The 21,746-nt window shown below is 63.4% G+C and carries 23 protein-coding genes; 10 read left to right on the top strand and 13 right to left on the bottom strand.

Features of this window, described 5'->3' with window-relative positions; all coding sequences use genetic code 11:
* Position 1: 1 nt before the first annotated feature.
* The 3 genes from CKW35_RS03335 to CKW35_RS03325 are packed head-to-tail and all read right to left on the bottom strand — an operon-like array spanning position 2 to position 6,118.
* Entirely contained in the window at positions 2–3,676 is a 3,675-nt protein-coding gene (locus CKW35_RS03335) for a translocation/assembly module TamB domain-containing protein (RefSeq protein WP_070086508.1), read from the bottom strand.
* On the bottom strand, positions 3,673–5,415 hold the full coding sequence (locus CKW35_RS03330; RefSeq protein ID WP_016486537.1) for an autotransporter assembly complex family protein: 1,743 nt from the start codon (positions 5,413–5,415) through the stop codon (positions 3,673–3,675). The genes CKW35_RS03335 and CKW35_RS03330 overlap by 4 nt, the downstream gene beginning before the upstream one ends.
* 52 nt (positions 5,416–5,467) lie before the next feature.
* Positions 5,468–6,118, bottom strand: coding sequence for an N-acetyltransferase (locus CKW35_RS03325; protein ID WP_016486536.1), 651 nt, complete (start codon positions 6,116–6,118; stop codon positions 5,468–5,470).
* Positions 6,119–6,280: 162 nt separating this feature from the next.
* Here CKW35_RS03325 and xthA point away from each other — a divergent pair, with 162 nt between their 5' ends.
* Positions 6,281–7,093 (top strand): exodeoxyribonuclease III, encoded by an 813-nt coding sequence (xthA, locus tag CKW35_RS03320; RefSeq protein ID WP_095115079.1) that lies wholly within the window; start codon positions 6,281–6,283, stop codon positions 7,091–7,093.
* 110 nt (positions 7,094–7,203) lie between these two features.
* Here xthA and CKW35_RS03315 read toward each other — a convergent pair whose 3' ends face one another.
* Positions 7,204–7,956, bottom strand: a complete 753-nt coding sequence (locus CKW35_RS03315) for an anti-sigma factor (protein ID WP_060516626.1) — start codon at positions 7,954–7,956, stop codon at positions 7,204–7,206.
* A complete protein-coding gene (locus CKW35_RS03310; RefSeq protein WP_024717967.1) occupies positions 7,953–8,474 on the bottom strand; it encodes a sigma-70 family RNA polymerase sigma factor in 522 nt (173 codons plus the stop codon). Before CKW35_RS03310 ends, CKW35_RS03315 begins: the two co-directional genes overlap by 4 nt.
* Before the next feature lie 123 nt (positions 8,475–8,597).
* Between CKW35_RS03310 and CKW35_RS03305 the strand changes: the two genes are divergently transcribed.
* From CKW35_RS03305 to CKW35_RS03285, 5 genes are all read left to right on the top strand, one after another.
* Positions 8,598–9,650, top strand: a complete 1,053-nt coding sequence (locus CKW35_RS03305; protein WP_070086509.1) for a catalase family peroxidase — start codon at positions 8,598–8,600, stop codon at positions 9,648–9,650.
* Positions 9,647–10,180, top strand: a complete 534-nt coding sequence (locus CKW35_RS03300; RefSeq protein WP_016486531.1) for a cytochrome b — start codon at positions 9,647–9,649, stop codon at positions 10,178–10,180. Before CKW35_RS03305 ends, CKW35_RS03300 begins: the two co-directional genes overlap by 4 nt.
* 84 nt (positions 10,181–10,264) lie before the next feature.
* A complete protein-coding gene (locus CKW35_RS03295; RefSeq protein ID WP_016486530.1) occupies positions 10,265–11,470 on the top strand; it encodes an MFS transporter in 1,206 nt (401 codons plus the stop codon).
* A gap of 81 nt (positions 11,471–11,551) precedes the next feature.
* Positions 11,552–12,097 (top strand): cupin domain-containing protein, encoded by a 546-nt coding sequence (locus tag CKW35_RS03290; RefSeq protein ID WP_016486529.1) that lies wholly within the window; start codon positions 11,552–11,554, stop codon positions 12,095–12,097.
* Positions 12,098–12,099: 2 nt separating this feature from the next.
* Positions 12,100–12,399 carry a hypothetical protein gene (locus CKW35_RS03285; protein WP_023049131.1) on the top strand — a complete coding sequence of 100 codons (300 nt, stop codon included), beginning with the start codon at positions 12,100–12,102 and terminating at the stop codon, positions 12,397–12,399.
* On the opposite strand, the gene CKW35_RS03280 is transcribed toward CKW35_RS03285, so the two are convergent.
* A complete protein-coding gene (locus CKW35_RS03280; protein ID WP_023049132.1) occupies positions 12,372–12,986 on the bottom strand; it encodes a 2-hydroxychromene-2-carboxylate isomerase in 615 nt (204 codons plus the stop codon). The genes CKW35_RS03285 and CKW35_RS03280 overlap by 28 nt on opposite strands.
* A gap of 29 nt (positions 12,987–13,015) precedes the next feature.
* Positions 13,016–13,747 (bottom strand): SDR family oxidoreductase, encoded by a 732-nt coding sequence (locus CKW35_RS03275; RefSeq protein WP_070086510.1) that lies wholly within the window; start codon positions 13,745–13,747, stop codon positions 13,016–13,018.
* Positions 13,748–13,836: 89 nt separating this feature from the next.
* Between CKW35_RS03275 and CKW35_RS03270 the strand changes: the two genes are divergently transcribed.
* Together CKW35_RS03270 and CKW35_RS03265 are read left to right on the top strand one after the other, a co-directional pair.
* Entirely contained in the window at positions 13,837–14,400 is a 564-nt protein-coding gene (locus tag CKW35_RS03270; RefSeq protein WP_023049133.1) for a TetR/AcrR family transcriptional regulator, read from the top strand.
* A complete protein-coding gene (locus CKW35_RS03265) occupies positions 14,387–14,980 on the top strand; it encodes a DUF4157 domain-containing protein (RefSeq protein WP_016486524.1) in 594 nt (197 codons plus the stop codon). The genes CKW35_RS03270 and CKW35_RS03265 overlap by 14 nt, the downstream gene beginning before the upstream one ends.
* Before the next feature lie 63 nt (positions 14,981–15,043).
* Here CKW35_RS03265 and CKW35_RS03260 read toward each other — a convergent pair whose 3' ends face one another.
* Complete coding sequence (locus CKW35_RS03260) at positions 15,044–16,036, bottom strand: bile acid:sodium symporter family protein (RefSeq protein ID WP_031312499.1); 993 nt, start codon at positions 16,034–16,036, stop codon at positions 15,044–15,046.
* Between the two features lie 119 nt (positions 16,037–16,155).
* Here CKW35_RS03260 and ampC point away from each other — a divergent pair, with 119 nt between their 5' ends.
* Together ampC and CKW35_RS03250 are read left to right on the top strand one after the other, a co-directional pair.
* Positions 16,156–17,298: a class C beta-lactamase gene (gene ampC / locus CKW35_RS03255; RefSeq protein WP_023049134.1), complete on the top strand. Its 1,143-nt coding sequence runs from the start codon at positions 16,156–16,158 to the stop codon at positions 17,296–17,298.
* A gap of 300 nt (positions 17,299–17,598) precedes the next feature.
* Positions 17,599–17,931, top strand: coding sequence for a hypothetical protein (locus CKW35_RS03250; protein ID WP_016486521.1), 333 nt, complete (start codon positions 17,599–17,601; stop codon positions 17,929–17,931).
* 46 nt (positions 17,932–17,977) lie between these two features.
* Here the strand turns inward: CKW35_RS03250 and CKW35_RS03245 are convergent, their stop codons facing one another.
* From CKW35_RS03245 to CKW35_RS03225, 5 genes are all read right to left on the bottom strand, one after another.
* On the bottom strand, positions 17,978–18,289 hold the full coding sequence (locus CKW35_RS03245) for a hypothetical protein (protein WP_016486520.1): 312 nt from the start codon (positions 18,287–18,289) through the stop codon (positions 17,978–17,980).
* Positions 18,290–18,431: 142 nt separating this feature from the next.
* Entirely contained in the window at positions 18,432–18,620 is a 189-nt protein-coding gene (locus tag CKW35_RS03240; protein WP_003253897.1) for a hypothetical protein, read from the bottom strand.
* Between the two features lie 160 nt (positions 18,621–18,780).
* Entirely contained in the window at positions 18,781–19,665 is an 885-nt protein-coding gene (locus CKW35_RS03235) for an EamA family transporter (protein ID WP_095115077.1), read from the bottom strand.
* A 223-nt stretch (positions 19,666–19,888) separates the two neighbouring features.
* Entirely contained in the window at positions 19,889–20,644 is a 756-nt protein-coding gene (locus CKW35_RS03230) for a class II aldolase/adducin family protein (protein ID WP_016486517.1), read from the bottom strand.
* A gap of 33 nt (positions 20,645–20,677) precedes the next feature.
* The gene (locus CKW35_RS03225; RefSeq protein ID WP_095115075.1) at positions 20,678–21,721 is read right to left on the bottom strand and encodes an ABC transporter substrate-binding protein; all 1,044 of its coding nucleotides are present in this window, start codon (positions 21,719–21,721) and stop codon (positions 20,678–20,680) included.
* Positions 21,722–21,746 lie beyond the last annotated feature (25 nt).

The raw sequence follows: 21,746 nt of genomic DNA, 5'->3' as shown, positions 1-21,746 counted from the left end.
TTCAGAAATCGCGCTTGTAGAAGATGTCCAGTGAGCTGGCCAGCCCGCTGGCGGCTTCCAGGTACACCTTCTTGCTCAGCTTGTAACGCAACGCGATGGTGTTGGCGGGTTCGAACACACCCACGCCGTAACGCAGGCTCAGCTTCTCGGTGATGTTGCCGCTGGCGACCACGCTGGTGGTGTTGCCCGAGCCTTCGGTGTCCAGCTGGAAGTCGTCGATGCCCAGGCTCGATGCCAGGCTGCCGGTGATGCCGGCGCTGCCAGCCAGCCCCAGGCCCAACGCTGCCTCGGCAAGCATGTTGTTGTCCTCGCCAGCGTTGCCCAGAGGCCGCCCCAGCACGAGGTACGACAGCGCCTGCTCCTGGCTCATGGCCGGTTCCGAAAACACCTTGGTCGTGGGTTGCTCGGCACTGCCGCTCAGGCGGATACCGGCAATCACGTCATCGACCGTGCGTATGGCTTCGATGTCCAGGTAGGGCTGATCGATCGGGCCGGCAAACAGCAAGCGCGCGCGGCGGATGGTCAGGCGCTGGCCGTAGGCACGGTAACGGCCGTCGGCCAGGCTCAGCTCGCCACGGGTATCGAGGTTGTCGCCTATATGTACGTGGCCGAGCAGGTTGGCAGTGAGCCCAAAGCCGCTGAACGACAACTTGTCGCGGCCCACTTCGACATCGATGTCCATGGCCATCGCCATGGGCGGTTTGCCCTCTTCGGTCTGATGACCAACGATTACCGTGTCATCCGATACCTTCACGGTTGACGGCGGCAGTTCACGCACGGTGATCTTGCCTTTGGGTACCTGCACCTTGCCGGTAACCGCCAGTTTGTCGTCGATCAGGCGCAAGGTCAGGTCCGGGGCGACCTCCAGCGTTGCATAGGGCTCAACCGTGACTGGCAGTTGCTGGCCTTGCAGGCGCAGGTCCATGCCCAGCGCCTGGCCCCACGTGAGGTTGCCACTCAACTGGCCCCGCCCTGCATCGCCGCTGCGCCAGTTGCCATTGAGTTGCACCTGCTCGCCGGCGATCAGCGCCTGCAACGACAGGTCCTCAAGGCTGGCCGGCAACTCGGCGCCACTCACTTCACCGCCGCTGAGCATCAGGTTGCCGTTGACCTGTGGTGTCAGCAAGGTCCCTGAAAGCCGGCCACTGCCGTTGAGCTGCCCGGCCAGGCGTTCGACCATCGGCACGAACGGGCGCGCCACTGACAGGTCCAGCCCGGCTAGGCGGAAATCACCTGACAACGGCTTGTTCTTGCCCAGCGGGTCGAGGCGCGTATTGACGTTGAGCTCGCCCAGGCGCTCTCCACGGAAGGCCAGGCGGGTATCGATACGCCGTGGCGCCAACGTGCTGTCGACACGCAGGGCCTGATAGGGGAAATCGACCCAACGGCCCTTGTCGCGCACACGCAGCGTGCCGCCACTGGCATCAATGACAATGGTGCCTTTGGGGCCGCTGGCCGGGATGTCCAGATTGATATCCGCATTGAGCAGGCCCTGCCAGGCGAAGTCTTTTGGCAGCCACTGTGCAAGGCTGTCCAGCGGGAACTGCTTGAGGTGGTAACGCAAGCGCGGCTCGGGCGCCAGCCGCTGGTCGTCACCACAAAGGCTGGCCTGGCCAGAGCGCCAGCAATGGGCACCGAAGTCCAGCTGGCCGCTGGCCAGGCGCTGCAGGCGTGCCGGCGATTGCAGCCGCCAATCCTGGCCACCGGCCTGGATACGCCCACTCGCGAGGCGGCCACGCCAGTCACCCTTGCTCAACTGGCCATCCAGACCGAGGTCAAGCTTGAGCTGCGGGCCATCCAGCGCCAGGGTCAAGGCTTGCTGGCGAATGTCGCCTTTGCCGTTGGCCTGCAGCGTGCCCAATGCCGTGTCGCCCAGGTGAATGCCAGTGGCCTTTAGCTCGATCACACCGCGCTGGGCGTTGTCCAGGCGGGCATCCAGGTCCAGCTGTTGCAGCCGGTTTTCGGCCTGGGCCAAGCGCTGGCCCTGCAAGGTCAGCGTGCCTTGCGGAGCCTGCAAGGTGCCGGCAACATCCAGCCGGCCCTTGACCTGGCCCTGCAGCCTTGGCCACAGCTGGCCCAGGCGCGGCAGGTCAAGGTCGATTCGCCCGGCCAGGCGCTGCTGCAAGCTGCCACTGCCGTTGATACGGTTGTCACCCAGCTGGATCGCCAGGGCGCCGAGGGTCCAGCTCTGCCCTGCCCCCTGCGCTTCGGCCTTGAGCACTGCCGGCTGGCCGCGCAGGCGGCCTTTGAGGTCAAGTTGGGCATCAAGGGTGAGCACCTCGCCCTTCATCTCGCCTTTGCTGCGCAGCGGCCCCGCCAAGGTGCCCGGCAGCTCCGCCAGCCAATACGCCGGGTCGAGCGCCGAAAGCTGCAAGTCGACATCCCAAGCCAAAGTGTCGGCAAAACGCACGGCCACACTGCCGGCAGCCTTGCCTTGCCCGGCGGTCAGCGCCAGTTGCGGCAGTTTCACCTGGGTCAGGTCACCTTCGAACGGGCTGGCCAGGCTGAACGCCCCTGCCGGGCCGTCCAGGTCGCCTTTGAAGGTGCCCTGGTAATTGCCATCGCGATAATGCACCTGGGTACTGAAGCGCTTGAGGGTGACCTCGGGCGGCGCCTCCAGCGGGTACAGCCGCAACCACGGGAAGTCCTGCCAGTCCAGCTGCGCATCGGCGGTCAGGCCTTGCTGCCAGTCGGTCGTGGCCTGCAGTTTCACGCGCTGGGTGTCGCTGGCAGTCAGGTCAAGGGCATCGAGCCTGGCGCCTTTGCTGTCGACCAACCCGGACAGCGCCAACGCGATCGGCGACTGTTCAGCCGGCAGGTTGGCCGTTCCCGACAGTTGATAGCCCTTGAACAGATCGCCCTTGGCATCAAGCACGAGCTGATTCAACTGCAACGTATCGGGCAACGAGCCCGCCGGTTTGAACGCCTCTGAACGAATCTGCAGGGTCGCCGGCAGATGCTCGGCCAACGCTTGCAACTGCCCGCTCAGCGTGGCGTCGAGATAACCACGGCTGGTGCCGGCAAGTTTCAGGGTCTTTTGTAATTCTCCGGTTGCCGTCAGCGCCAGCTGCCAGGCTTTGCCGTCTACGGCGGGCAGTTGCAGCTGCCCCTGGAGTTGCAATGGCCAGTCACCTTCGGGCTGCAGGTCGCCCTGCAGGTCCAGTTGCAGCTCATCGCGCTGCAGGTGCAGGCTGTCGATGTGCATCCCGGTGCCGGTCCAGTGCGCCGCCAGTTGCAGATCACCCAGCAGGTCGCTGCCATCCAGCCGCAGCTGGCCGACCTTGACTTCGCCCAGCTCGATGGCCAGCGGCAAGCGCAGCGCTGGCAACTGCAGCGGGCCGCTGTCGGCCGGCTCGGCACTTGGCGCAAAGGCCATGTCAATGCGTTGTGCCTGCAACTGGTCGATGCACAGAGTGGCGCGCATCAGACAGGCAGGCGACCAGGCGAATAGCGGTGCCTGCACCTCTACCGTATTGCCACCATCGGCCCAGCGCAGCACGCTGGCCTGCCAGCTGCCCGCCAAGCGGCCCTGGAAATCAGCCACCTCAAGCCCTGGCACTTTGCCCAGCGTCCAGCGGCTGCCCGCTTCGGTACCCAGCAACAGGCCCAGCCCTACGCCCAGGCTCGCGACCACACCTAGCAGGCCCAGCAGAATGTACTTGATCACGCGTTTCACAACTCAGGCCCCATGGAAAAGTGCAGGCGAATGCCCCCTTCGTCATCCAGCGCCTTGGCCAGGTCGAGTCGCAACGGCCCGACCGGCGATACCCAGCGCACACCAAAACCGACACCGGTCTTTAGGCTGGGTAGCTCAAGGTTGTTGAACGAGTTCCCCTGATCGACAAACGTCGCGATCCGCCACTTTTCAGTCAGCGAATACTGGTACTCGACACTGCCGGCTACCAGGTAGCGCCCGCCGATGCGGTCGCCATCGCTGTTCTTCGGTGACAGGGTCTGGTAGTCATAGCCACGCACGCTCTGGTCGCCACCGGCGAAGAAGCGCAGCGACGGCGGAATGTTGTTCTTGAAGCCGTTGGTGGCACTGCCACCGAACTGCACGCGCCCCAGAAGGCGGTGGTTGTGGCCAAGCGTGGTCAAGCCCTTGAGCAGTACGTTGCCGTGCAACAGGTTGGTGTCGGAAACCAGCCCTTCCTTGGCCCCTTGTACATCGAACTGCAGGCGGTAGCCGTTGTGCGGATCGATGCGATTGTCACTGCGCAGAAACGAATAGCTCACGCCAGGCATCAGCAGGTTGCTCAGCCCGGAATCGTCACCCAGGCGATACTCCTCGCGCTGGTACTTGAGCGAAATGACCCGCTGCCAGCCGCTGGGCAGCTTGCTGTGCCACTCTGGGCCCACTGTCAGCAGTTTGCTGAGTGTATCGGTACCTGCCAGCTCCTCGTTCTGGTAACCACCGGCAAAGCGCAGCTTGTCGGTCAGTGGCGGGTCGAGGGGGATGTCATACCACAGGCCAACGTTCTGTCGGGGGGCGGACAGCTCGGTTTCCCAACCGTAACTGTGGCCCTGCGGGTTGACCCAATGGCGGGTCCAGTTGGCCTTGCCACGCGGACCGACGTCGGTCGAGAAGCCCAGACCCAGCCCCATGGTGCGTGGTTTGCGGGTTTCCAGGCGGACATCCACCGGGATTTCTTCACCCACTGCAGCAGTGGGCGCCGCATCCACCCGTACGCCTTCGAAATAGCCGCTCGATTGCAGGTCATTGTTCAGTTCGGCGATCAGTTCCGAGTCGTAGGGCGTGCCTGGCTTGAACGACACCATGCGCTGCAGCAGGTCGTCGTCCAGCGGCGTGTCGCCGCCGAAGGTGACGGCGCCCAGGTGATAGCGCGGGCCACTCTGGTAGACCAGTTCGATATCGGCCACACCGGCCTGCGGGTCGACCGCAAGGCGCTGACGGCTGAAGCGGCCGCTGAAAAAGCCGTAGCGCGACGCCTGGTTCTGGATCAGCCGCTTGGCATCTTCGTAATGGCCGTGGTTGAGCTGTTCGCCTGCGCGCAGCGCCCGGCTGTCGGGCATGCGAAAGGCCTTCATTTCGCTGGCCGGGCCTTCGATACGCACGGTCACGTTGCGCAGGCGAATCGGCTCGCCCGGGTTGATGCTGATGACCAGTTGCGGGGAATGGTCTGCATCTCTGGGCGGCTTGACCTCGCTGTCGATCTGCGCCTGGTAGTAGCCAAGTGCCTGCGCGGCTTTGCGCGCCTGCTCCTCTGCCCCGCGACTGAAGCGTAACAATGCTTCTTCATCGCGGTCACCAAGGGTGCCTATATAGCCTTCGACATTGGCCTTGAGCGCCTTGTTGGCTGGTTTTACCTTCACCAGCAACTCGCTCTGGCCCCATGCTGCGAAACTGGCGGCCCAGAAAACCAGGCCCCAGGTCAATCTTCCTGAATACGTCATGCGGCAAATGCTACCAGAGCCAGGCGCTCAAGGGAGCCGCCTGGCGGGATGTTCAGGCAAAAGTGGACGTTGAAGAGACTGGATTGGGATGGAAGAACACCCGTTCCCGGATCGGTCCTACGGCGACCTCACCAATTTCTTCATAGCCCTGGCGCTGGTAAAAGGCCAGGTAATGCTCATTGCCGGTGTCGAGCACTACGCCCTGGGTGCCTGGTTGATCCGCGCACCAGTCGTGCACGGCTTGTAACAATTGCTCCCCGTAATGCTTGCCCTGAAATTGCGGATGTACCCCCAGCAGTGGCAACACATGCACCTGATCGGTGGGCAGGCAGGTGGCCAGGGCGGCCTGGTAGTCCATGTAACGCCGCGTGCAGCGCAGGCCAGTGCCGAGGATCATGCGCAGGCGCCAGGCCCAGCTGTCGGCAACGCCCAACCGGCGCACCGGCGGCACGATCAGGGCCATGGCAATCAGGCGGTCGTCCACCAGCAAGCCGATGGCAGGTAATTGCAGGTAGAAATGCTGGCGCACCCATTCGCGCACCATTACCCGCAAGCGTCGCTCATACCCCGGGCGCTGGGCTTCGAAGATATAGGCGAAGGTGGGTTCGTGGCGGTAGGCGTTGTACAGCAGCGAACGCGCTTCGCGGCTATAGCCATCATCAAGCAGGCAGACTTGAGCCGGGGCGGCAGTGGTTTCGGGCATTGCGGGCAGACCTCCTGGAATGGGCGTACATTGCCTTGGAGGTGCACCACCGCGCTTCGTTCACCCCCTACAGCACGTTAGCAGCAGGGGCCGGAGGCCGCCACGCTGGTGATGTGGGGCGATGTCGGCTAGCATCCCGCCTTTTACCGGGATTGTCTTTCCATGAAGATCGTCTGTTTCAACATCAACGGCCTGCGAGCACGCCCGCATCAGCTGGCAGCGCTCATCGAAAAGCACCAGCCGGACGTGATCGGCCTGCAGGAAACCAAGGTCAGCGACGATCAGTTTCCGCTGGCCGACGTGCAGGCGCTGGGTTACCACGTGCACTACCACGGCCAGAAAGGCCACTACGGCGTGGCTCTACTGTCGCGCCAGGCTCCATTGAGCCTGCACAAAGGCTTTGCCACCGATGAAGAAGAGGCCCAGCGCCGCTTCATCTGGGGCACCTTCGCCGATGCAGATGGCAACCCGATCACCATCATGAACGGCTATTTCCCCCAGGGCGAAAGCCGCGACCACCCCACCAAATTCCCGGCCAAGCAGCGTTTCTACAGCGACCTGCAGGCACTGCTGGAAGGCCAGTTCCGCAACGACCAGCCACTGCTGGTAATGGGTGACATGAACATCTCGCCGCAGGACTGCGATATCGGCATCGGCCCAGACAATGCCAAGCGCTGGCTGAAGACTGGCAAGTGCAGTTTCCTGCCTGAAGAGCGTGAGTGGATGGAGCGCTTGAAAGGCTGGGGCCTGGTTGACAGCTTCCGCCACCTGCACCCCGACGTGACCGACCGTTTCAGCTGGTTCGACTACCGCAGCCGGGGTTTCGAGGACGATCCCAAACGTGGCCTGCGCATCGACCTGATCATGGCCTCGCAGCACCTGGTGCCGCGCATCAAGGCAGCGGGCGTGGACTATGAACTGCGTGGCATGGAAAAGCCCTCGGACCATGCGCCGATCTGGTTGGAGTTGAGCTGATTCTGGTGTGGGCCCAAGGTGCACGCCTTGGGGCTTGTAGTGCCGGTTAGACCGAGCGCCGCGCGGGCGGCGCTCGATCGCACAGGCGCTGAAATTGTTATGGCGAGCACTCACAACCCCAACCGCAACGCCTCCCCCACCCCGGCCCCACGCGCATCGTCCGCCGCGCTGACCAAGGCGAAGTTGTAAGCCCCATGCGACCAGTACCGCGCCTCCAGCTGGCCATCAACCCGCTGCCCGTCTGGCATGCGCCGATAAAGCTCGCCCGGTGAGCGCAGGAACAGGCTGATGCGCTGGCCCTTGCCATCTTCAAACACCAGCAGCGCCGCCGGCCCCTGCTCGTTGCTGAGCAAGCGCGCCCCCACCGGTTTGAAGCCATAGCCCGCCAGGTCCGGCAATTGCCCAACGCGGCTGAAATGCCGCCCCAACCAGTCGCGCAACTGCCCTGGATCACTGGCCTGGATATCCAGCGCCTCGCTGGCGGCAAACAACCGGTGCGCCTGGACAGCATCGGCCATGGGCTGGTCGGCTCGTGCCAGGGACGCATCGCGCACCTGCCAGCCGCCCAGCCCTCCGACGCCCAATGCCAGCACGACCACCGCCGCGGTGGCCCAGCGCCGCTGCCGACGCTGGCGCAATTGCCGACGCAACTGCCCAAGGTCCAGCTGCGCCGCCCCGGGCAGTTCGCCAAACCCGGCCAGCGCCGTACGCAACCGGCGGGCATCGGCGCGCCAGCCCTCTACCCGTGCCGCAGCCTGCGGGTTGGCCGCCAGCCAGGCCTGCACTTCGGCCCGGCGCGCAGGCGCCAGGCGCTCATCGACGTAAGCGTGCAATTCGTCTTCGCTGGGGATCAGACGCGTCATTTCAGTCTCCGCAAGGCCGGGGGCTGAGGGTTGCCCTCGGTCAGTTCGCGCAAGGCACTGCGGGCGCGCGACAGGCGCGACATCACAGTGCCGATGGGGATGCCCAAGGCCTGGGCAGCTTCCTTGTAACTCAAGCCTTCGATGCTGATAAGCAGCAACAAGGCGCGCTGTTCGGCCGTCAGCCGGGCAAATGCCTGCAAGTCGGCCTGGGCCAGGACAATCGCCTCAAGGTTGGCCCCGAGCGGCTCCTCCTCGCTCTCGGCACGGCCGAACCACGACAGCCAGCGCGCATGCAGGCGGTCGCGACGCTTACCGTCAAGGAAAAGCCGATAGAGGATGGTAAACAGCCAAGCCCGCAGCGCCTCGGCATCGCGTTGCTGGTCACGTCGGCTCAGGGCCCGCTCGACCGTAGCCTGCACCAGGTCATCGGCGCTGCCCGGCTCGCGGGTCAGCCACACGGCAAAACGGCGCAGGCGGGCCAGCAGCTCGCGCCACTGGTGGTCGTCCAGATCATGCATGGCAAAGTCCCGGCCTTTGAAGTAGTCATTGTAAAGGCAGACGCCCACCAGGAAATTCTATTCCCGTCGATGGAATAAATTTTTCCCTGCCCCGTCGTACTGGCACATTCACCAAACCGGACGATGACCATGAACTCACCTTTGCACGGCCCGGCGAAAGCCTTGCGCCTGGCTGCCATCGGCGCCGTGATGCTGGCCGCAGGTGCCGGCTTTGCCTATGCCGCCGGCTGGCTTGGCGAAACCCGGCTGACACCACAGCGCATCATTGACACCTTCGAGGCCCAAGCCGGGCACTACCCAGGCTACCGCAAGAACCACGCCAAGGGCCTGTGTGTCAGTGGCTACTTCCAGGCCAGCGGGCAGGCCGCCAACCTGTCCACGGCGCGCGTATTCAGCCAGGCGCGTGTCCCGGTGATCGGCCGCTTCGCCATTGGCGGCGCCAACCCGTATGCCCCGGACACAAGCATACCCGTACGCAGCCTGGCCATTCAGCTGAGCACCGACGACGGGCAGGTCTGGCGCACCGGCATGAACACCCCGCCTGTGCTGGCGATAAGCACCCCGCAAGGGTTCTACGAGCAAGTACTGGCGAGTACGCCAGACCCGGCCACCGGCAAACCGAACCCCGCCAGCATGCAGGCGTTCTTCGCAGCCCACCCGGAAAGCGCAGCGTTTCGCCAGTGGGCGGCGGGCTACAAGCCCAGCAACAGCTTCGCCAGCACCCAATACCACAGCATCAATGCCTTTCAGCTGATAGATGCAAGCGGCGCCCGCCACCCGGTGCGCTGGCAGCTTGAGCCACAAACCGCGTTTGCCGCGCTGCCCACCCAGATTGATGACAAACAGTTTCTGCAACACGACCTGCAGCAACGCCTGGCCCAGGGCCCGTTACGCTGGACGCTTCGTCTGGTGCTGGCTGAACCCGGCGATGCTGTGGACGACCCTGCCCGGCCCTGGCCTGCCGAACGGCGCAGCGTAGACGCCGGCACCCTGGTGCTGGAACAGGTCGACGCCCCCGAACAGGGGGCATGCCGCGACCTCAACTTCGACCCGTTGATCCTCCCCCGAGGCATAGAGGCATCTGCCGACCCCATCCTCGCCGCCCGTTCGGCTGCCTACTCGGAATCGTTCAACCGCCGCAGCCGTGAATCGCTCAGCACCGGAGCCCACCCATGAAACCCGAAGCCTTCCACCCTTTCGCCCGCCTGCTGCACTGGCTGATGGCCGTGCTGATCCTGGCCATGCTGTTCATTGGCGTGAGCATGGTTGCAGACCTGTCGCTACGCCACCCTGTACTCATCGGGCTGCACAAGGCCACCGGCCTGGCACTGCTGGTGCTGGTCGTGCTGCGTATCGGGGTGCGCCTGGCCGTGCCTCACCCACCCTTGCCGCGAGACCTGCCCACCCTGCAGCGCTGGGCCGCCGGGGCATCGCACCTGCTGCTCTATGGCCTGATGCTAGCCATGCCGCTACTGGGCTGGGCAATGCTGTCAGCGGGCGACTACCCTCGCCCGCTGGGCTTGCCGGCCATCGCCCCGCACAACTTGCAACTGTATGCCGTGCTGCGCATGGCACACGGCTGGGCCGGCTACCTGCTGTTCGCCACCGTGCTGGTGCATGTGGCGGCAGCCTTGATGCACGCATGGGTGCGCCGCGACGGTGTGTTGCGTAGCATGTGGCCTGGCCCCCTGCGCCGCAGCGAATGAATTGCAATAGCCCGGGCCGTTCGACAATCGATAACAATTCTTAATAATATCGGTTTCTATTGCCTTACTGCCCTGGACTGCCCAATGAACGTCGCAAAGGATCCTGCAACCCTTAAACCTGCCAGCACCCTGGACTTGCGTCCGCTGCTGCTGGCCAACATGGCCTGTACCATGTCGATGATGGCCTTCGTCGCCCTGATCGGCCCGATTGCCCGCCAGCTCGGCATGGCCACCTGGCAGGCGGGTGCCGCCGTGACTGTGGCCGGCGTGGTGTGGGTGCTGCTGGCGCGGCCCTGGGGCCGGGCGGCAGACCGCCTGGGGCGCCGGCGCGTTCTGCTGCTGGGCACCGCCGGTTTTACTCTGGCTTATTGGCTGCTATGCCTGTTTGTGGAAGGCGCGCTGCGCTGGCTGCCGGGGGCGACCGCAGCGTTCATCGGCCTGATGGTCGCACGCGGCTGCATCGGTGCCTTCTATGCGGCTATCCCGGTAGGTTGCAATGCGCTGATCGCCGACCATGTCGAGCCGCAGCGTCGTGCTCGGGCCATGGCCTCGCTGGGGGCGGCCAACGCTGTCGGCCTGGTGGTGGGGCCGGCGCTGGCGGCGCTGTTGGCCAGGCATAGTCTGAGCCTGCCTTTTCATATCATGTCGCTGCTGCCGGCCAGTGCCTTTCTCGTGCTGTTGTTCACCCTCAAGCCGCAGGCGCTGCCTCACAACCATGCCCCGAGCCCAGTGCGTTTGAACGACCCACGCCTGCGCCGGCCCCTGCTGGTAGCATTCAGCGCCATGCTCAGTGTCACCGTGTCGCAGATCATCGTCGGTTTCTTCGCCATTGACCGCCTGCACCTGGGCCCTGCAGAGGCCGCCCAGGCCGCCGGCATCGCATTGACCACGGTGGGCGTGGCATTGATGCTGTCACAGGTATTGCTGCGCAAACTGGAATGGCCGCCACTGAAAATGATCCGCACAGGCGCCACGGTCTCAGCCCTGGGCTTTGCCTGCGGCTCGCTCGCCACCACCGCACCTGCGCTATGGGGCTGCTATTTCATCGCGGCAGCGGGCATGGGCTTTGTCTTCCCGTCCTTTTCTGCGCTGGCGGCTAACGCCATGCACGCCTCCGAGCAGGGCGCCACAGCCGGTTCCATTGGTGCGGCCCAAGGCATGGGGGCGGTGATCGGCCCGCTGGCTGGCACCCTGGTTTATGCCCTTGATCCGCGCCTGCCATTCCTGGCCGTGGCCGCCCTGTTGCTGCTGGTCGGGCTATGGCCGATGCCGCGCGACCAGCGTGTCTGAGAAGCACAGCGCGCAAGCGTGCAGAGTGTGTTTTAATGCGCGTCGCTCATTATTTTTTACACCTCTGATTACAAGGCGGCTATGGACACGGGGACGCGACTCAAACTGGTGCGTGAACGCAACAACCTCTCCCAACGGGAACTGGCCCGCCGCAGCGGGCTGACCAATTCGACGATCTCGCAGATCGAGCAGAACCGCGTCAGCCCTTCGGTCAGTTCCCTGAAAAAACTGCTCGAAGGCATTCCCATGAGCCTCGCGGAGTTCTTCAGTTTCGACGAGCCGGTGCGCGAAGAACGCTTTGTCTTCCGGGGCGCCGAGCAGCCAGACCTGGGCCGCAACGGCCTGCGCATGCTGCTGGTTGGTGCCAGTGTCGAAGGCCGGCAGATGCGCATGCTGCGCGAACTGTATGCACCGGGTGCGGATTCGGGCGAGCCGATCGTGCATGCCGAGGGCGAAGAATGTGGCCTGGTCACCCGCGGCACCGTGGAGCTTTGGGTCGATGGCCAAGTCAGCGTGCTCAACTCGGGCGACGGCTACTACATCCCCACTACCCTGCCGCACAGCTTCAAAAACATCGGCCCGGACGAGGCCGAGATTATCAGCGCAAACACGCCGGCGAATTTCTGACCTTGACGCGCAGCGGTTCGCTGAACACCCGGGCCATTTACCAGAGCCTGCGTAACGCTGCACTTGGCGTGCATCACCTGCAGGTGAGTGCACGCCGCGATGGCGGCCTGGTCGATGTCGACATCCAGGGTTGGCAATTGGCACTGGCCGTGGATACCGAAGGCCTTGCCCATTGCATCAGTTGCCGCTGCCCCGACGGCCATCAGGCCGGGATCGAGGAGTGGCAGCGCTACGGCACCAACCCGGTCGACCTGCTGAGCCTGTGGGAACGCACTCAGCTCGAAAAGCTGCTGGCACCCTGACTTAACGCTTCCTCGACAAAGTCCAGACGGTCCTGCCCAAAGAACATTGCCTCACCGACAAAGCAGGTCGGCGCGCCAAACACCCCGCGCTCCACTGCCACCTCGGTCGCCTGCTTGAGCGCTGCTTTTACTTCGCCGTCGGCCGCCAGCGCATGAAAAGCCTGCGGATCGAACCCTGCCTGGCTCAGTGTTTCGTCCAGAACCGCGCTATCGCTCAGGTTGCGCCGCTGCACCCACAGCCCATTGAACAGCGCCGACAGCAACGACTCCAACTGCTCCGGCGCGCGCAACTGGGTACCCATGACCCCGCGCATCAAGGTCAAGGTATTGACCGGAAACCCCAGCGGCAGCCCGAACGGTACCCCATAGCGCGCGGCAAAGCGTGCCAGGTCCGTGAACATGTAGCGCCCCTTGGCCGGGACCATGGCCGGCGAAGCATTGCCGGTAGCCTGGAAAACCCCGCCCAGCAGCATTGGCCGCAAGTGCAGCGTAGCCCCCTGGCGGGCACACAGGCCTGGCAATTGAGTCCAGGCCAGGTAGCTGGCCGGGCTGCCCAGGTCAAAAAAGAAATCGACAGTCTTGTTCATGGTGACAGTCCTTGCTTGGTGATAGGGGCTTACCAGCGTTCCATCCAGGGGCGCAGGTCCAGCTCGAAAGTCCAGGCGTCTCGTGGCTGGGCGTGCAGGAACCAGTAGCTGTCGGCAATGTGCGCCGGGTCGAGGATGCCATCCTGGTCCTTGAGGGCATAGCGCTCGGGAAAGCTGTCGCGGATGAAAGCGGTGTCGATGGCACCGTCCACCACTACGTGCGCGACATGGATATTCCGCGGCCCCAGCTCACGTGCCATGCTCTGGGCCAGAGCGCGCAAGCCATGCTTTGCCCCGGCGAAAGCCGCGAAACCCGCCGCACCGCGGGTGCCTGCGGTGGCGCCGGTGAACAGGATCGTGCCGCGCTCACGCCGGACCATGCGCCGGGCAACCGCTTGCGCCGTGAGAAAACCGGCAAAGCAGGCCATTTCCCAGATCTTGAAGTACTTGCGCGGGGTTTCCTCCAGAATACTGCAGGGCACATTGGCGCCGATATTGAAGACAAACACGTCGATCGGGCCGATATCACGCTCGATAGTCTCGACCAACGCCGCCACCTCCTGCTCTTTGCGCGCATCGGAGCCAAAGCCGTGGGCCTGGCCGCCAGCGGCACGTATTTCCTCCAGCAGCGGTTGCAGCTTGTCAGCCTGACGCCGCGTGACGCAGGCAATGTAGCCCTCACGGGCAAAGCGCTTGGCAATCTCGCCACCCGTGGCATCGCCCGCACCGATCACCAACACGACTTTTTGTTGTTCTGGCATGCTTGCCTCCATTGGTAAATGATCGTTTAGTAAACGAACGCTATGTTATGATCACCGTCATCGTCAAGCCCGCCTGCAGAGGCAATTGAATGCGTTACTCCAACGAACACAAGCAGCAGACCCGTGAACGGTTGCTGAGCAGCAGCGGCGCGCTGGCCAAACGCGGGGGCTTTGCCAGTACCGGGGTGGCCGGGCTGATGAAGGCGATTGGCCTGACCGGCGGCGCCTTTTACAATCACTTCCCCTCCAAGGACGACCTGTTTACCGAGGTGGTGCGCCAGGAGCTGCGCAACAGCCCGCTGGCCCGCCTGGCCAACCAGGGCGCCAGCCGCGAACGCCTGGGCCGCTGTCTGCAGCAGTACCTGAGCCTGGCCCACCTGCACAATCCCGAAAGCGGCTGCCCGCTCCCGCCGCTGGGTGTGGAAATCGCCCGGGCCGCAACGCCGGTGCGCGAAGAGGCTGAGCACTGGCTGGTCGAACTGCACCAGGCCTGGAGCGCGACATTGGAGGATGATCAACTGGCCTGGGTGCTGATCAGCCAATGCGTGGGTGCGTTGATGATCGGGCGCATGCTGGCCACTGAAGGGGTGCAATCGCAGGTGCTGGATGCAAGCCGCCAGTTTGTCGAAAAGGCCCTGCATGAAGCGGATTAGCCTGCTGCTGGGCCTGACGCTGACGGTGCCCGCGCTTGCCGAACAAGCGTGCCCGCCCGGGCAATACCAAGTGTGCCTGATGGGCTGTTTTTGTGCGCCGATTGACCCGGGGCAAGCCGGTCAGATTCTCAAGGATGTGGAGGTGATGGCCTCGTCCAGCCTGACGTTCGCCTTGCGCCAGGCCAGGGATGAGGCCACCGCCAGCGGCGTCGAGCCGATCCCGCTGCATATCCGTGCGCAACTCGAACCCTGGTACGACTTTGCCGTGCTCGATGCGGCGCGCTTCCGGGTGGGTGACGAACAGCAGATGAGCGCAGCCAACGCGTTACTGCAGAACCCCGATGTAAACGCCGTGACGCTGATCGACACGATCATCTTCCGCCGGGCCGGCGACGCCGAGGACAACGTGGCCCTGTGGGCTCACGAGCTCAAGCATGTGCAGCAGTATCAGGCGCTGGGGGTGGAGGAATTTGCCCGGCGCTATACGCGCAACTATGACGACCTCGAAGCGCCGGCCTACAAGATCGAGGCCGAGGTCGGCAAGGCTTTGCGCGAACGCGCTTCAGGCCAAGCCAGGTAGAAATGGGCTGCTTTGCAGCCCATCGCGATACAAGGCCGCTCCGGTAGCGGACTGCGCATGCGCTCAGGACGCCGCCGAAGCCTCTTCGGCGCCCTGCTCACGGCTGGCATAACGTTGCGCCAGCACCGCACAGACCATCAGCTGGATCTGGTGGAACAGCATAAGCGGCAGGATCATCGCACCAATACCGCTGCCCACGAACAACACTTGAGCCATGGGCACACCGGTAGCCAGGCTTTTCTTGGAGCCGGCAAACAAGATGGTGATGCGGTCTTCGAGATTGAAGCCCAATGCCTTGCCAAGCACACGGGTACCAAACAGCACCACCGCCAGCAAAATCCCGCACACGGCGAACAACCCGGCCAGGTGCTGCGGCGATACCGTGTGCCACAAGCCGGTGACCACGGCTTCGCTGAAAGCGGTGTACACCACCAGCAGGATCGAGCCCTGGTCCACCACCTTGAGCCAACGCGCATTGCGCTTGACCCAGGCGCCGATCCAGCGCCGCGCAACCTGCCCGGCAACAAACGGCACCAGCAGTTGCAGGGTGATCTTCAGCACGGCATCCAGGCCAGAACCGGTGTCACCACTGGCGCCCAGCAACATCATCACCAGCAAGGGGGTCAGGAAGATACCCAGCAGGCTTGAGGCCGCCGCGCTGCAAATGGCTGCTGGCACGTTACCGCGGGCCAGCGAGGTAAAGGCGATGGCCGACTGCACCGTGGCCGGCAAGGCACACAGGTAGAGCACGCCCAGGTACAACTCGTTGCCTACCAGTGGCAGGAACACAGGCTTTAGCGCCAGGCCAAGCAGCGGGAACATCACGAACGTACAAGAAAACACCAGCAGGTGCAGGCGCCAGTGCCCGGCGCCGGCAATGATTGCCTCGCGCGACAGCTTGGCACCATGCAGGAAGAACAGCAGGCCGATGGCCAGGTTGGTCAGCCAGCCAAAATACACCGCACCATCGCCCGAGCAAGGCAGGACGGTGGCGATCAGAACCACCCCAAGCAAAGCCAGGGTGAAATTGTCGAATAACATCCGCAAATACTTCATCACAGTGTCCGTCTTGTCATTGTGCAAGGGCAGACGATAAGGTCTACGGCTTTCCGCCGCTAACGCCGGAACCCCCATCGGTATCGCTCAACGGACACGCTCCGCAAAAGGACCCGCTCATGCCCCTCTCCCGCCCGGCCGCGCTTGCAGCCGTCATCACACTCATTCTGGGCCACACCGCCGCCCAGGCCGACGACCAATTGCAGGCCAAGGTCGACCAGATCATCCGCCCGTTGATGCAGGCGCAGGGAATCAGCGGCATGGCCGTGGCGATCTACGCACGCGACCACGCGCACTACTTCAGCTATGGCGTGGCCAGCAAGGCCGACAATGTGCCTGTCAGCCGAGACACGCTGTTCGAGATCGGTTCGCTGAGCAAGACCTACACCGCCACCCTGGCCGCGCTGGCCAGCGCCGAGGGCAAGCTGGACCTTGAAGCCCCGGCCAAGCACTATCATCCGGCACTGGCCGGGGCGCCCATCGGCGACGCGACGGTGCTGGAACTGGGTGCCTACAGTGCCGACTGCCTGCCCTTGCAGTTCCCCGATGCGGTGCAGACACCGCAACAGGTCGTCGATTTCTTCCGCCACTGGCAACCCCGTGCCAAACCCGGCACCCAGCGCTGCTACTCGAACCCCAGCCTTGGCCTGTTCGGTGACCTGGCCGCACGGGCACAGCATCAACCGTTTTCTACGCTGATGTCCGAGGGGCTGCTGGCAAAAATGGGCCTCAAAAACACCTATCTGCAGGTCCCGGCCAGTGCTCAGGGGCTTTATGCCCAAGGTTACGACGACGCCGACAAACCGGTGCGCGTCGGCCCCGGCCCGTATGCCGACGAAGCCTACGGCATCAAGACCAGCGCCAGCGATTTGCTGCAGTACGTGCGGCTGCACATGCAGCCCCAGGGCCTGCCACCGGCACTGGCTAAAGCAACCGCCATCACCCAGCAGGGCTACTTCCAGGTCGGCACCATGACCCAAGGCCTGGGCTGGGAGCGTTATCCCTACCCCGTCACGCTGGGCACCCTGGTAGATGGCAACAGCGCGCGGCTGATCCGTGAACCGCAGCCAACCAAGCGCTTGCAACCCGCCCTGCCCCAACTGCCGGCCGCCTGGTACAACAAAACCGGTGCAACTAGCGGTTTCGGCGCATACGCCGCATTTGTGCCCAGTGAACAGCTGGCAATAGTGTTGCTGGCCAATCGAAATTACCCGAACGAAGCCAGGGTTCGTGCAGCCTTCGAGATACTCTCCGGGCTGTAGTGGAAACGGCGATTGTCGAACAAAAAGACAGAAATGTAGTGAGTAAAAATATTCACTACAAAATGATTGACGCCGCTCATCGCCCTTGTGCATGATGAAGCCGTCTCCCTGATCGGGAGCGGTGGCAAGGGTGTTCCAGACGGCTTGCGCGGTAACGCAGGCCGTCCGTGGAGAGGGAACTGTCCAAAAGGCAGCGTGAGAAAGCCCCTGTTGCGATGCTGCTGTAGCAGCGTTGGTAGTGCGCTACACCGTGGTAGCGCCAACTGTGAAAATCACCTACGAATGGGTAATGGGGGCTTTATGATGAACTTGAACAACAATCCGACTATCGACCAACTGGCGCAGCTGTTCGCTGTACGCAAGGACAGCCTTGACGACCACCTGCTGTGGGTTAGCCAAACCGGTGAGGTGCGGCTCGACCGCCTGCCACCGAATACGATCGAAGATGAATTCGAAGAGCACCTGCCCAGCATGCGTGCCCGCTTCAAGGTCTACCGCCGTGGCCAGGGCTACGTCGGCAAGAAGGCCGCCGCCGATACCGAATTCGTCGGCCGCGTGCTGCAGACCCTGCAACAAGAATGGCCCGCCGCCCGTGAGCGGCAGGCAGTCAAGGTGATCGAACCGCTCAACTGAGGGTTCTCACCTTTATCTGAGCCCGGCCCGCATAGGCCGGGCTTTTTCATGCCTGGCGCCGTCGGCAACGGCTTTGCGGCAATGGCAGGGCACCGGTAGCCATCGCACGGGCACGGTCCACACCCCACACCAAGGCACGGGTCATGGTTTCCCCGGGCCGCGCAGGGTAGTACTCCTCCAGCATTGCCCGCCCATCGGCTCCATACAGCCCTAAAAATAGCTGAGTCGCCCCCAGACGTGACAAGCGCACCTGCACATCCAGCGTTGTGCCGTCACTGAGAGCTTCGTTGTGGCTGCGGCTGTGCAACTGGGCGTCGGCCCACTGCCAATACGTCTGTTCCCTGACTCGCATGAGCATTCGATCCTCCGTCGCTGGAATGCCACGACAGAAGACCACAACCCTGGCCAGCCGGCGAGCGCTACCCGGCAATGCCATGAGCCGGATCAACAAAGCGCAATAAAAACCCCGCCATTGGGCGGGGTTATGTACTGGGGCGGGGTCACTTCTTCAGCGGAACCCGCGGCATGAAGCGGCCTTTTTTACTGCGCTGCAGGTGTGCAGGCTGTAGCTGTTCGGAATCATCCAGCGTCATGTGGGCGAACCCGAGGCGGAAGGCCGCCTGGCCGCAACGCACTTGGCTGTTGATCGGGAACGCATCATTCAGGTCTTCGAAAAAGGATTCGCTCATGCCCTGTCTCCCTCCAGTGGCAGTCGCGCCGGCAACCAGAAAAGTCGCCCAGAAAACGCGGCCTGTACTGGCTGGTCGTGGTAATGATCATGAAAGCGCTCCGTTGACCTGGATAAAGAGGCCGATTCTAACAGAGCGCCAAGCAGCATATTTGTGCGGCTTACGCGGTGACCGCCCGCAACCTTTGCCCGATACGCGCGCCGAATACGTTCACCAGCAACCCCGCCATTACCAGCAAGGCACCCCAGCCCTGGATTGCGGTCAGCCGTTCGCCCAGCAACAACGCCGACGAGCTCAAACCAATCACGGGCACCAGCAGCGAGAACGGTGCCACCTTGCCGGCCGGGTGGCGCGACAGCAGTTTGCTCCACAGGCTGTAACCAAGCATGGTGGCGACGAAGGCCAGGTACACCAGTGCCAGCACCGAGCTCCAGCTGATATTGGCCAGGGCATGGCCAATGCGCTCAGGCCCTTCCAGCCACCAGGACAACGCCAGGAACGGCAGTGGCGGTATCAGCCCGCCCCAGATCACCAATGCCACCAGGTCAACCGAGCCAAAACGCCGGGTAATGATGTTGCCCATGCCCCACATGGCACCACCGCACAAGGTCAGCACCAACGCCAGCAGCGGTACATGGCCACCATCTTCGCTACCAATCAACGCCAGGCCGCTGGCTGCTATCAGCAGCCCCAACACACTGGCCAGGCGCAACCGTTCACCCAAAAACAGTGCCGCGAACCCCAGCGTAAAGAAAGCCTGTGACTGCAGGATCAGCGAGGCCAAGCCCGGCGGCATGCCGCTGTACATAGCCTGGAACAGGAACGCGAACTGGCCCAGCGAAATCGTCGCACCATAGGCAATCAGCCAACGCCAAGGCAGTTTCGGCCGCTTGATCAGCAAGATTGCCGGAAACGCCACCAACAGGAAGCGCAGCGCCCCCAGCAACATCGGCGGCAAGCCGTCGAGGCCAACCTTGATGACCACGAAGTTGACTCCCCAGGCGACAATCACCACCAGGGCAATGAGCAGGTCCTTGAGCGGCATTGCGACTTCCTTCTACAGGCTTTGTGGACATATTTCGTTACAGCATAAGGCTATTCCTCAAAAGCGGACCAGCACAGTTACCCGCCGTCGTTGCGCAACAGTGACTGTTACTGGCCCCCAGTACGGGGCCAACCACAGGAGAACACATGTACTCCCGCCGTGACATCGCAGGCTTTCCGGTGCCGAGCCTGACACACCCCTGCCAAATCAGCGGGTCGCAGCCTCAATCCTGATAACCTGGTGCCACCTTTTCCAGCATTCGCAACAACGCTGCCCACGCCAGCTGCAGCGCATCCGGGTCGGCCAGCTCACCCTGTTTCAACCCCCGCTCCGGCTCATTGAACTGCCGTTCGGTATGCACGCACACTGCGGCCGGCGGCAGTATCAGTTGACCGGCACTCTGCGCTGCCAACTGGATCTCACAGGCCTTCTCCAGGTAGAACATGCGCAAGAATGCTTCGGCCACGCTGCGCCCTGTAGCAAGCAGGCCATGGTTACGCAGGATCATCACCGGCTTGTCGCCGAGGTCGGCAACCAACCGCTGCTGTTCGTCCATATCCAGTGCGATACCTTCGTAGGAGTGGTAAGCCACCCGGCCGTAAAACTCCATGGACATCTGGTTGACCGGCAACAGGCCGCACTCCAGCGCGGCTACCGCGCAACCCGCGCGGGTGTGAGTGTGCAGCACGCACTGGGCGTCATCACGAGCGGCATGAATAGCACTGTGAATGACGAAGCCGGCCGGGTTGACCGGGTGTGGCGAAGGTTGCACTGGCCTTCCCTGCAAGTCGATCTTTACCAGGCTGGAGGCAGTAATCTCTTCGAACAGCAGCCCGTACGGGTTGATCAGGAAGTGATGCTCCGGCCCGGGCAGGCGCAAGGAAATGTGGGTGAAGATCAGGTCGCTCATGCGAAAGTGCGCGATCAGCCGATAGCAGGCAGCCAGTTCCCGGCGCAAGCGCTGTTCCGTTGCGATCATGGTGGTTATCTCTATAGATGAGGAGGCTTGAAACTACTTGCTCGCCCAGGCATTGAAGCGTTGTTCCAGCTCTTCGCCATGGTCGACCCAGAATTCCACATTCATCGCCAGTGCCCCTTGCAAGTTCTGCGGCGAGGTGGGCACCCAACTGGCCAGGGCCGGGCCAAGCCTGACGGCTGCCTGGGTGTTGGTCGGCCCATAGGGAATCTGCTGCACATACCGCACCTGGGTATCCGGCTGATTGGCATAGGCAATCAGCCGCTTGGCCTGGTCGACATGCCGCGAGCCTTTGATGATTGCCCAGTAGTCCATGCCATACAGGCTTCCAGGCCAGACCACGGCCAACGGGCTGCCTTGCTGCGCCGCCACGGCGATGCGCCCGCTGTAGGTCGAAGTCATTACCACATCACCTGCAGCCAGCCACTGCGCAGGTTGGGCGCCGGCGTCCCACCACTGGATATAGGGCTTGAGTTCGCTGAGCTTGGCGAATGCACGGTCAACCCCGGCCGGCGTCGACAGCACCTGATAGACGTCCTCTACCTTGACCCCATCGGCCAGCAGGGCAAACTCCAGGTTATACACCGCACGTTTGCGCAAGCCGCGCTTGCCTGGGTACTTGTTCACGTCCCAGAAGTCGGCCCACGAGGCCGGCGCCTGCGCCAGCTTGTTGCGGTCGTAGGCGATAGCCACGCTCCACACCAGCGCAGCCGAGCCACAATCCTGCGCCGCGTCGGGTATGAGGTCGGCGGCATGGCCCAAGCGCTGCCAGTCGAGGTGTTCGTAGATACCTTCCTCACAGCCACGCATCAAGTCCGGCCCCTCGATCTGCACCACATCCCAATCGACGTTGCCGGTGTCGGCCATCACCTGGATCCGCGCCATTTCGCCGTTGTATTCGCTCTGTATCAGCTTGCTGCCATCCTGGGCACTGAAGGGCTTGAAGATTGCTTCATCCTGAGCCTTCTGGCCGGCGCCGCCATAGCCCACCACGACCATCTGCGGCGCAGCTTGCGCAGTGCCCAGGCCAACGGCCAGCAACGTTGCCCAAAGGCCAGCAACACGTGCAATTGTCTGCATCTAAGTTTCCTCCTGCCGGTGCCCC

The organism is Pseudomonas sp. Irchel 3F3 (genome assembly GCF_900187545.1).
Lineage (GTDB): Bacteria > Pseudomonadota > Gammaproteobacteria > Pseudomonadales > Pseudomonadaceae > Aquipseudomonas > Aquipseudomonas fortuita.
The sequence above is the reverse complement of the archived record's forward strand: the minus strand, read 5'-3'. Positions and strand labels throughout refer to the sequence as shown.

Coding starts and splice junctions, on each gene's coding strand:
- CKW35_RS03330 (WP_016486537.1), bottom strand. CDS start 5,415: ATGACGTATTCAGGAAGATTGACCTGGGGCCTGGTTTTCTGGGCCGCC.
- CKW35_RS03325 (WP_016486536.1), bottom strand. CDS start 6,118: ATGCCCGAAACCACTGCCGCCCCGGCTCAAGTCTGCCTGCTTGATGAT.
- xthA (WP_095115079.1), top strand. CDS start 6,281: ATGAAGATCGTCTGTTTCAACATCAACGGCCTGCGAGCACGCCCGCAT.
- CKW35_RS03315 (WP_060516626.1), bottom strand. CDS start 7,956: ATGACGCGTCTGATCCCCAGCGAAGACGAATTGCACGCTTACGTCGAT.
- CKW35_RS03310 (WP_024717967.1), bottom strand. CDS start 8,474: ATGCATGATCTGGACGACCACCAGTGGCGCGAGCTGCTGGCCCGCCTG.
- CKW35_RS03305 (WP_070086509.1), top strand. CDS start 8,598: ATGACCATGAACTCACCTTTGCACGGCCCGGCGAAAGCCTTGCGCCTG.
- CKW35_RS03300 (WP_016486531.1), top strand. CDS start 9,647: ATGAAACCCGAAGCCTTCCACCCTTTCGCCCGCCTGCTGCACTGGCTG.
- CKW35_RS03295 (WP_016486530.1), top strand. CDS start 10,265: ATGAACGTCGCAAAGGATCCTGCAACCCTTAAACCTGCCAGCACCCTG.
- CKW35_RS03290 (WP_016486529.1), top strand. CDS start 11,552: ATGGACACGGGGACGCGACTCAAACTGGTGCGTGAACGCAACAACCTC.
- CKW35_RS03280 (WP_023049132.1), bottom strand. CDS start 12,986: ATGAACAAGACTGTCGATTTCTTTTTTGACCTGGGCAGCCCGGCCAGC.
- CKW35_RS03275 (WP_070086510.1), bottom strand. CDS start 13,747: ATGCCAGAACAACAAAAAGTCGTGTTGGTGATCGGTGCGGGCGATGCC.
- CKW35_RS03270 (WP_023049133.1), top strand. CDS start 13,837: ATGCGTTACTCCAACGAACACAAGCAGCAGACCCGTGAACGGTTGCTG.
- CKW35_RS03265 (WP_016486524.1), top strand. CDS start 14,387: ATGAAGCGGATTAGCCTGCTGCTGGGCCTGACGCTGACGGTGCCCGCG.
- CKW35_RS03260 (WP_031312499.1), bottom strand. CDS start 16,036: ATGAAGTATTTGCGGATGTTATTCGACAATTTCACCCTGGCTTTGCTT.
- ampC (WP_023049134.1), top strand. CDS start 16,156: ATGCCCCTCTCCCGCCCGGCCGCGCTTGCAGCCGTCATCACACTCATT.
- CKW35_RS03250 (WP_016486521.1), top strand. CDS start 17,599: ATGATGAACTTGAACAACAATCCGACTATCGACCAACTGGCGCAGCTG.
- CKW35_RS03245 (WP_016486520.1), bottom strand. CDS start 18,289: ATGCTCATGCGAGTCAGGGAACAGACGTATTGGCAGTGGGCCGACGCC.
- CKW35_RS03240 (WP_003253897.1), bottom strand. CDS start 18,620: ATGAGCGAATCCTTTTTCGAAGACCTGAATGATGCGTTCCCGATCAAC.
- CKW35_RS03235 (WP_095115077.1), bottom strand. CDS start 19,665: ATGCCGCTCAAGGACCTGCTCATTGCCCTGGTGGTGATTGTCGCCTGG.
- CKW35_RS03230 (WP_016486517.1), bottom strand. CDS start 20,644: ATGATCGCAACGGAACAGCGCTTGCGCCGGGAACTGGCTGCCTGCTAT.
- CKW35_RS03225 (WP_095115075.1), bottom strand. CDS start 21,721: ATGCAGACAATTGCACGTGTTGCTGGCCTTTGGGCAACGTTGCTGGCC.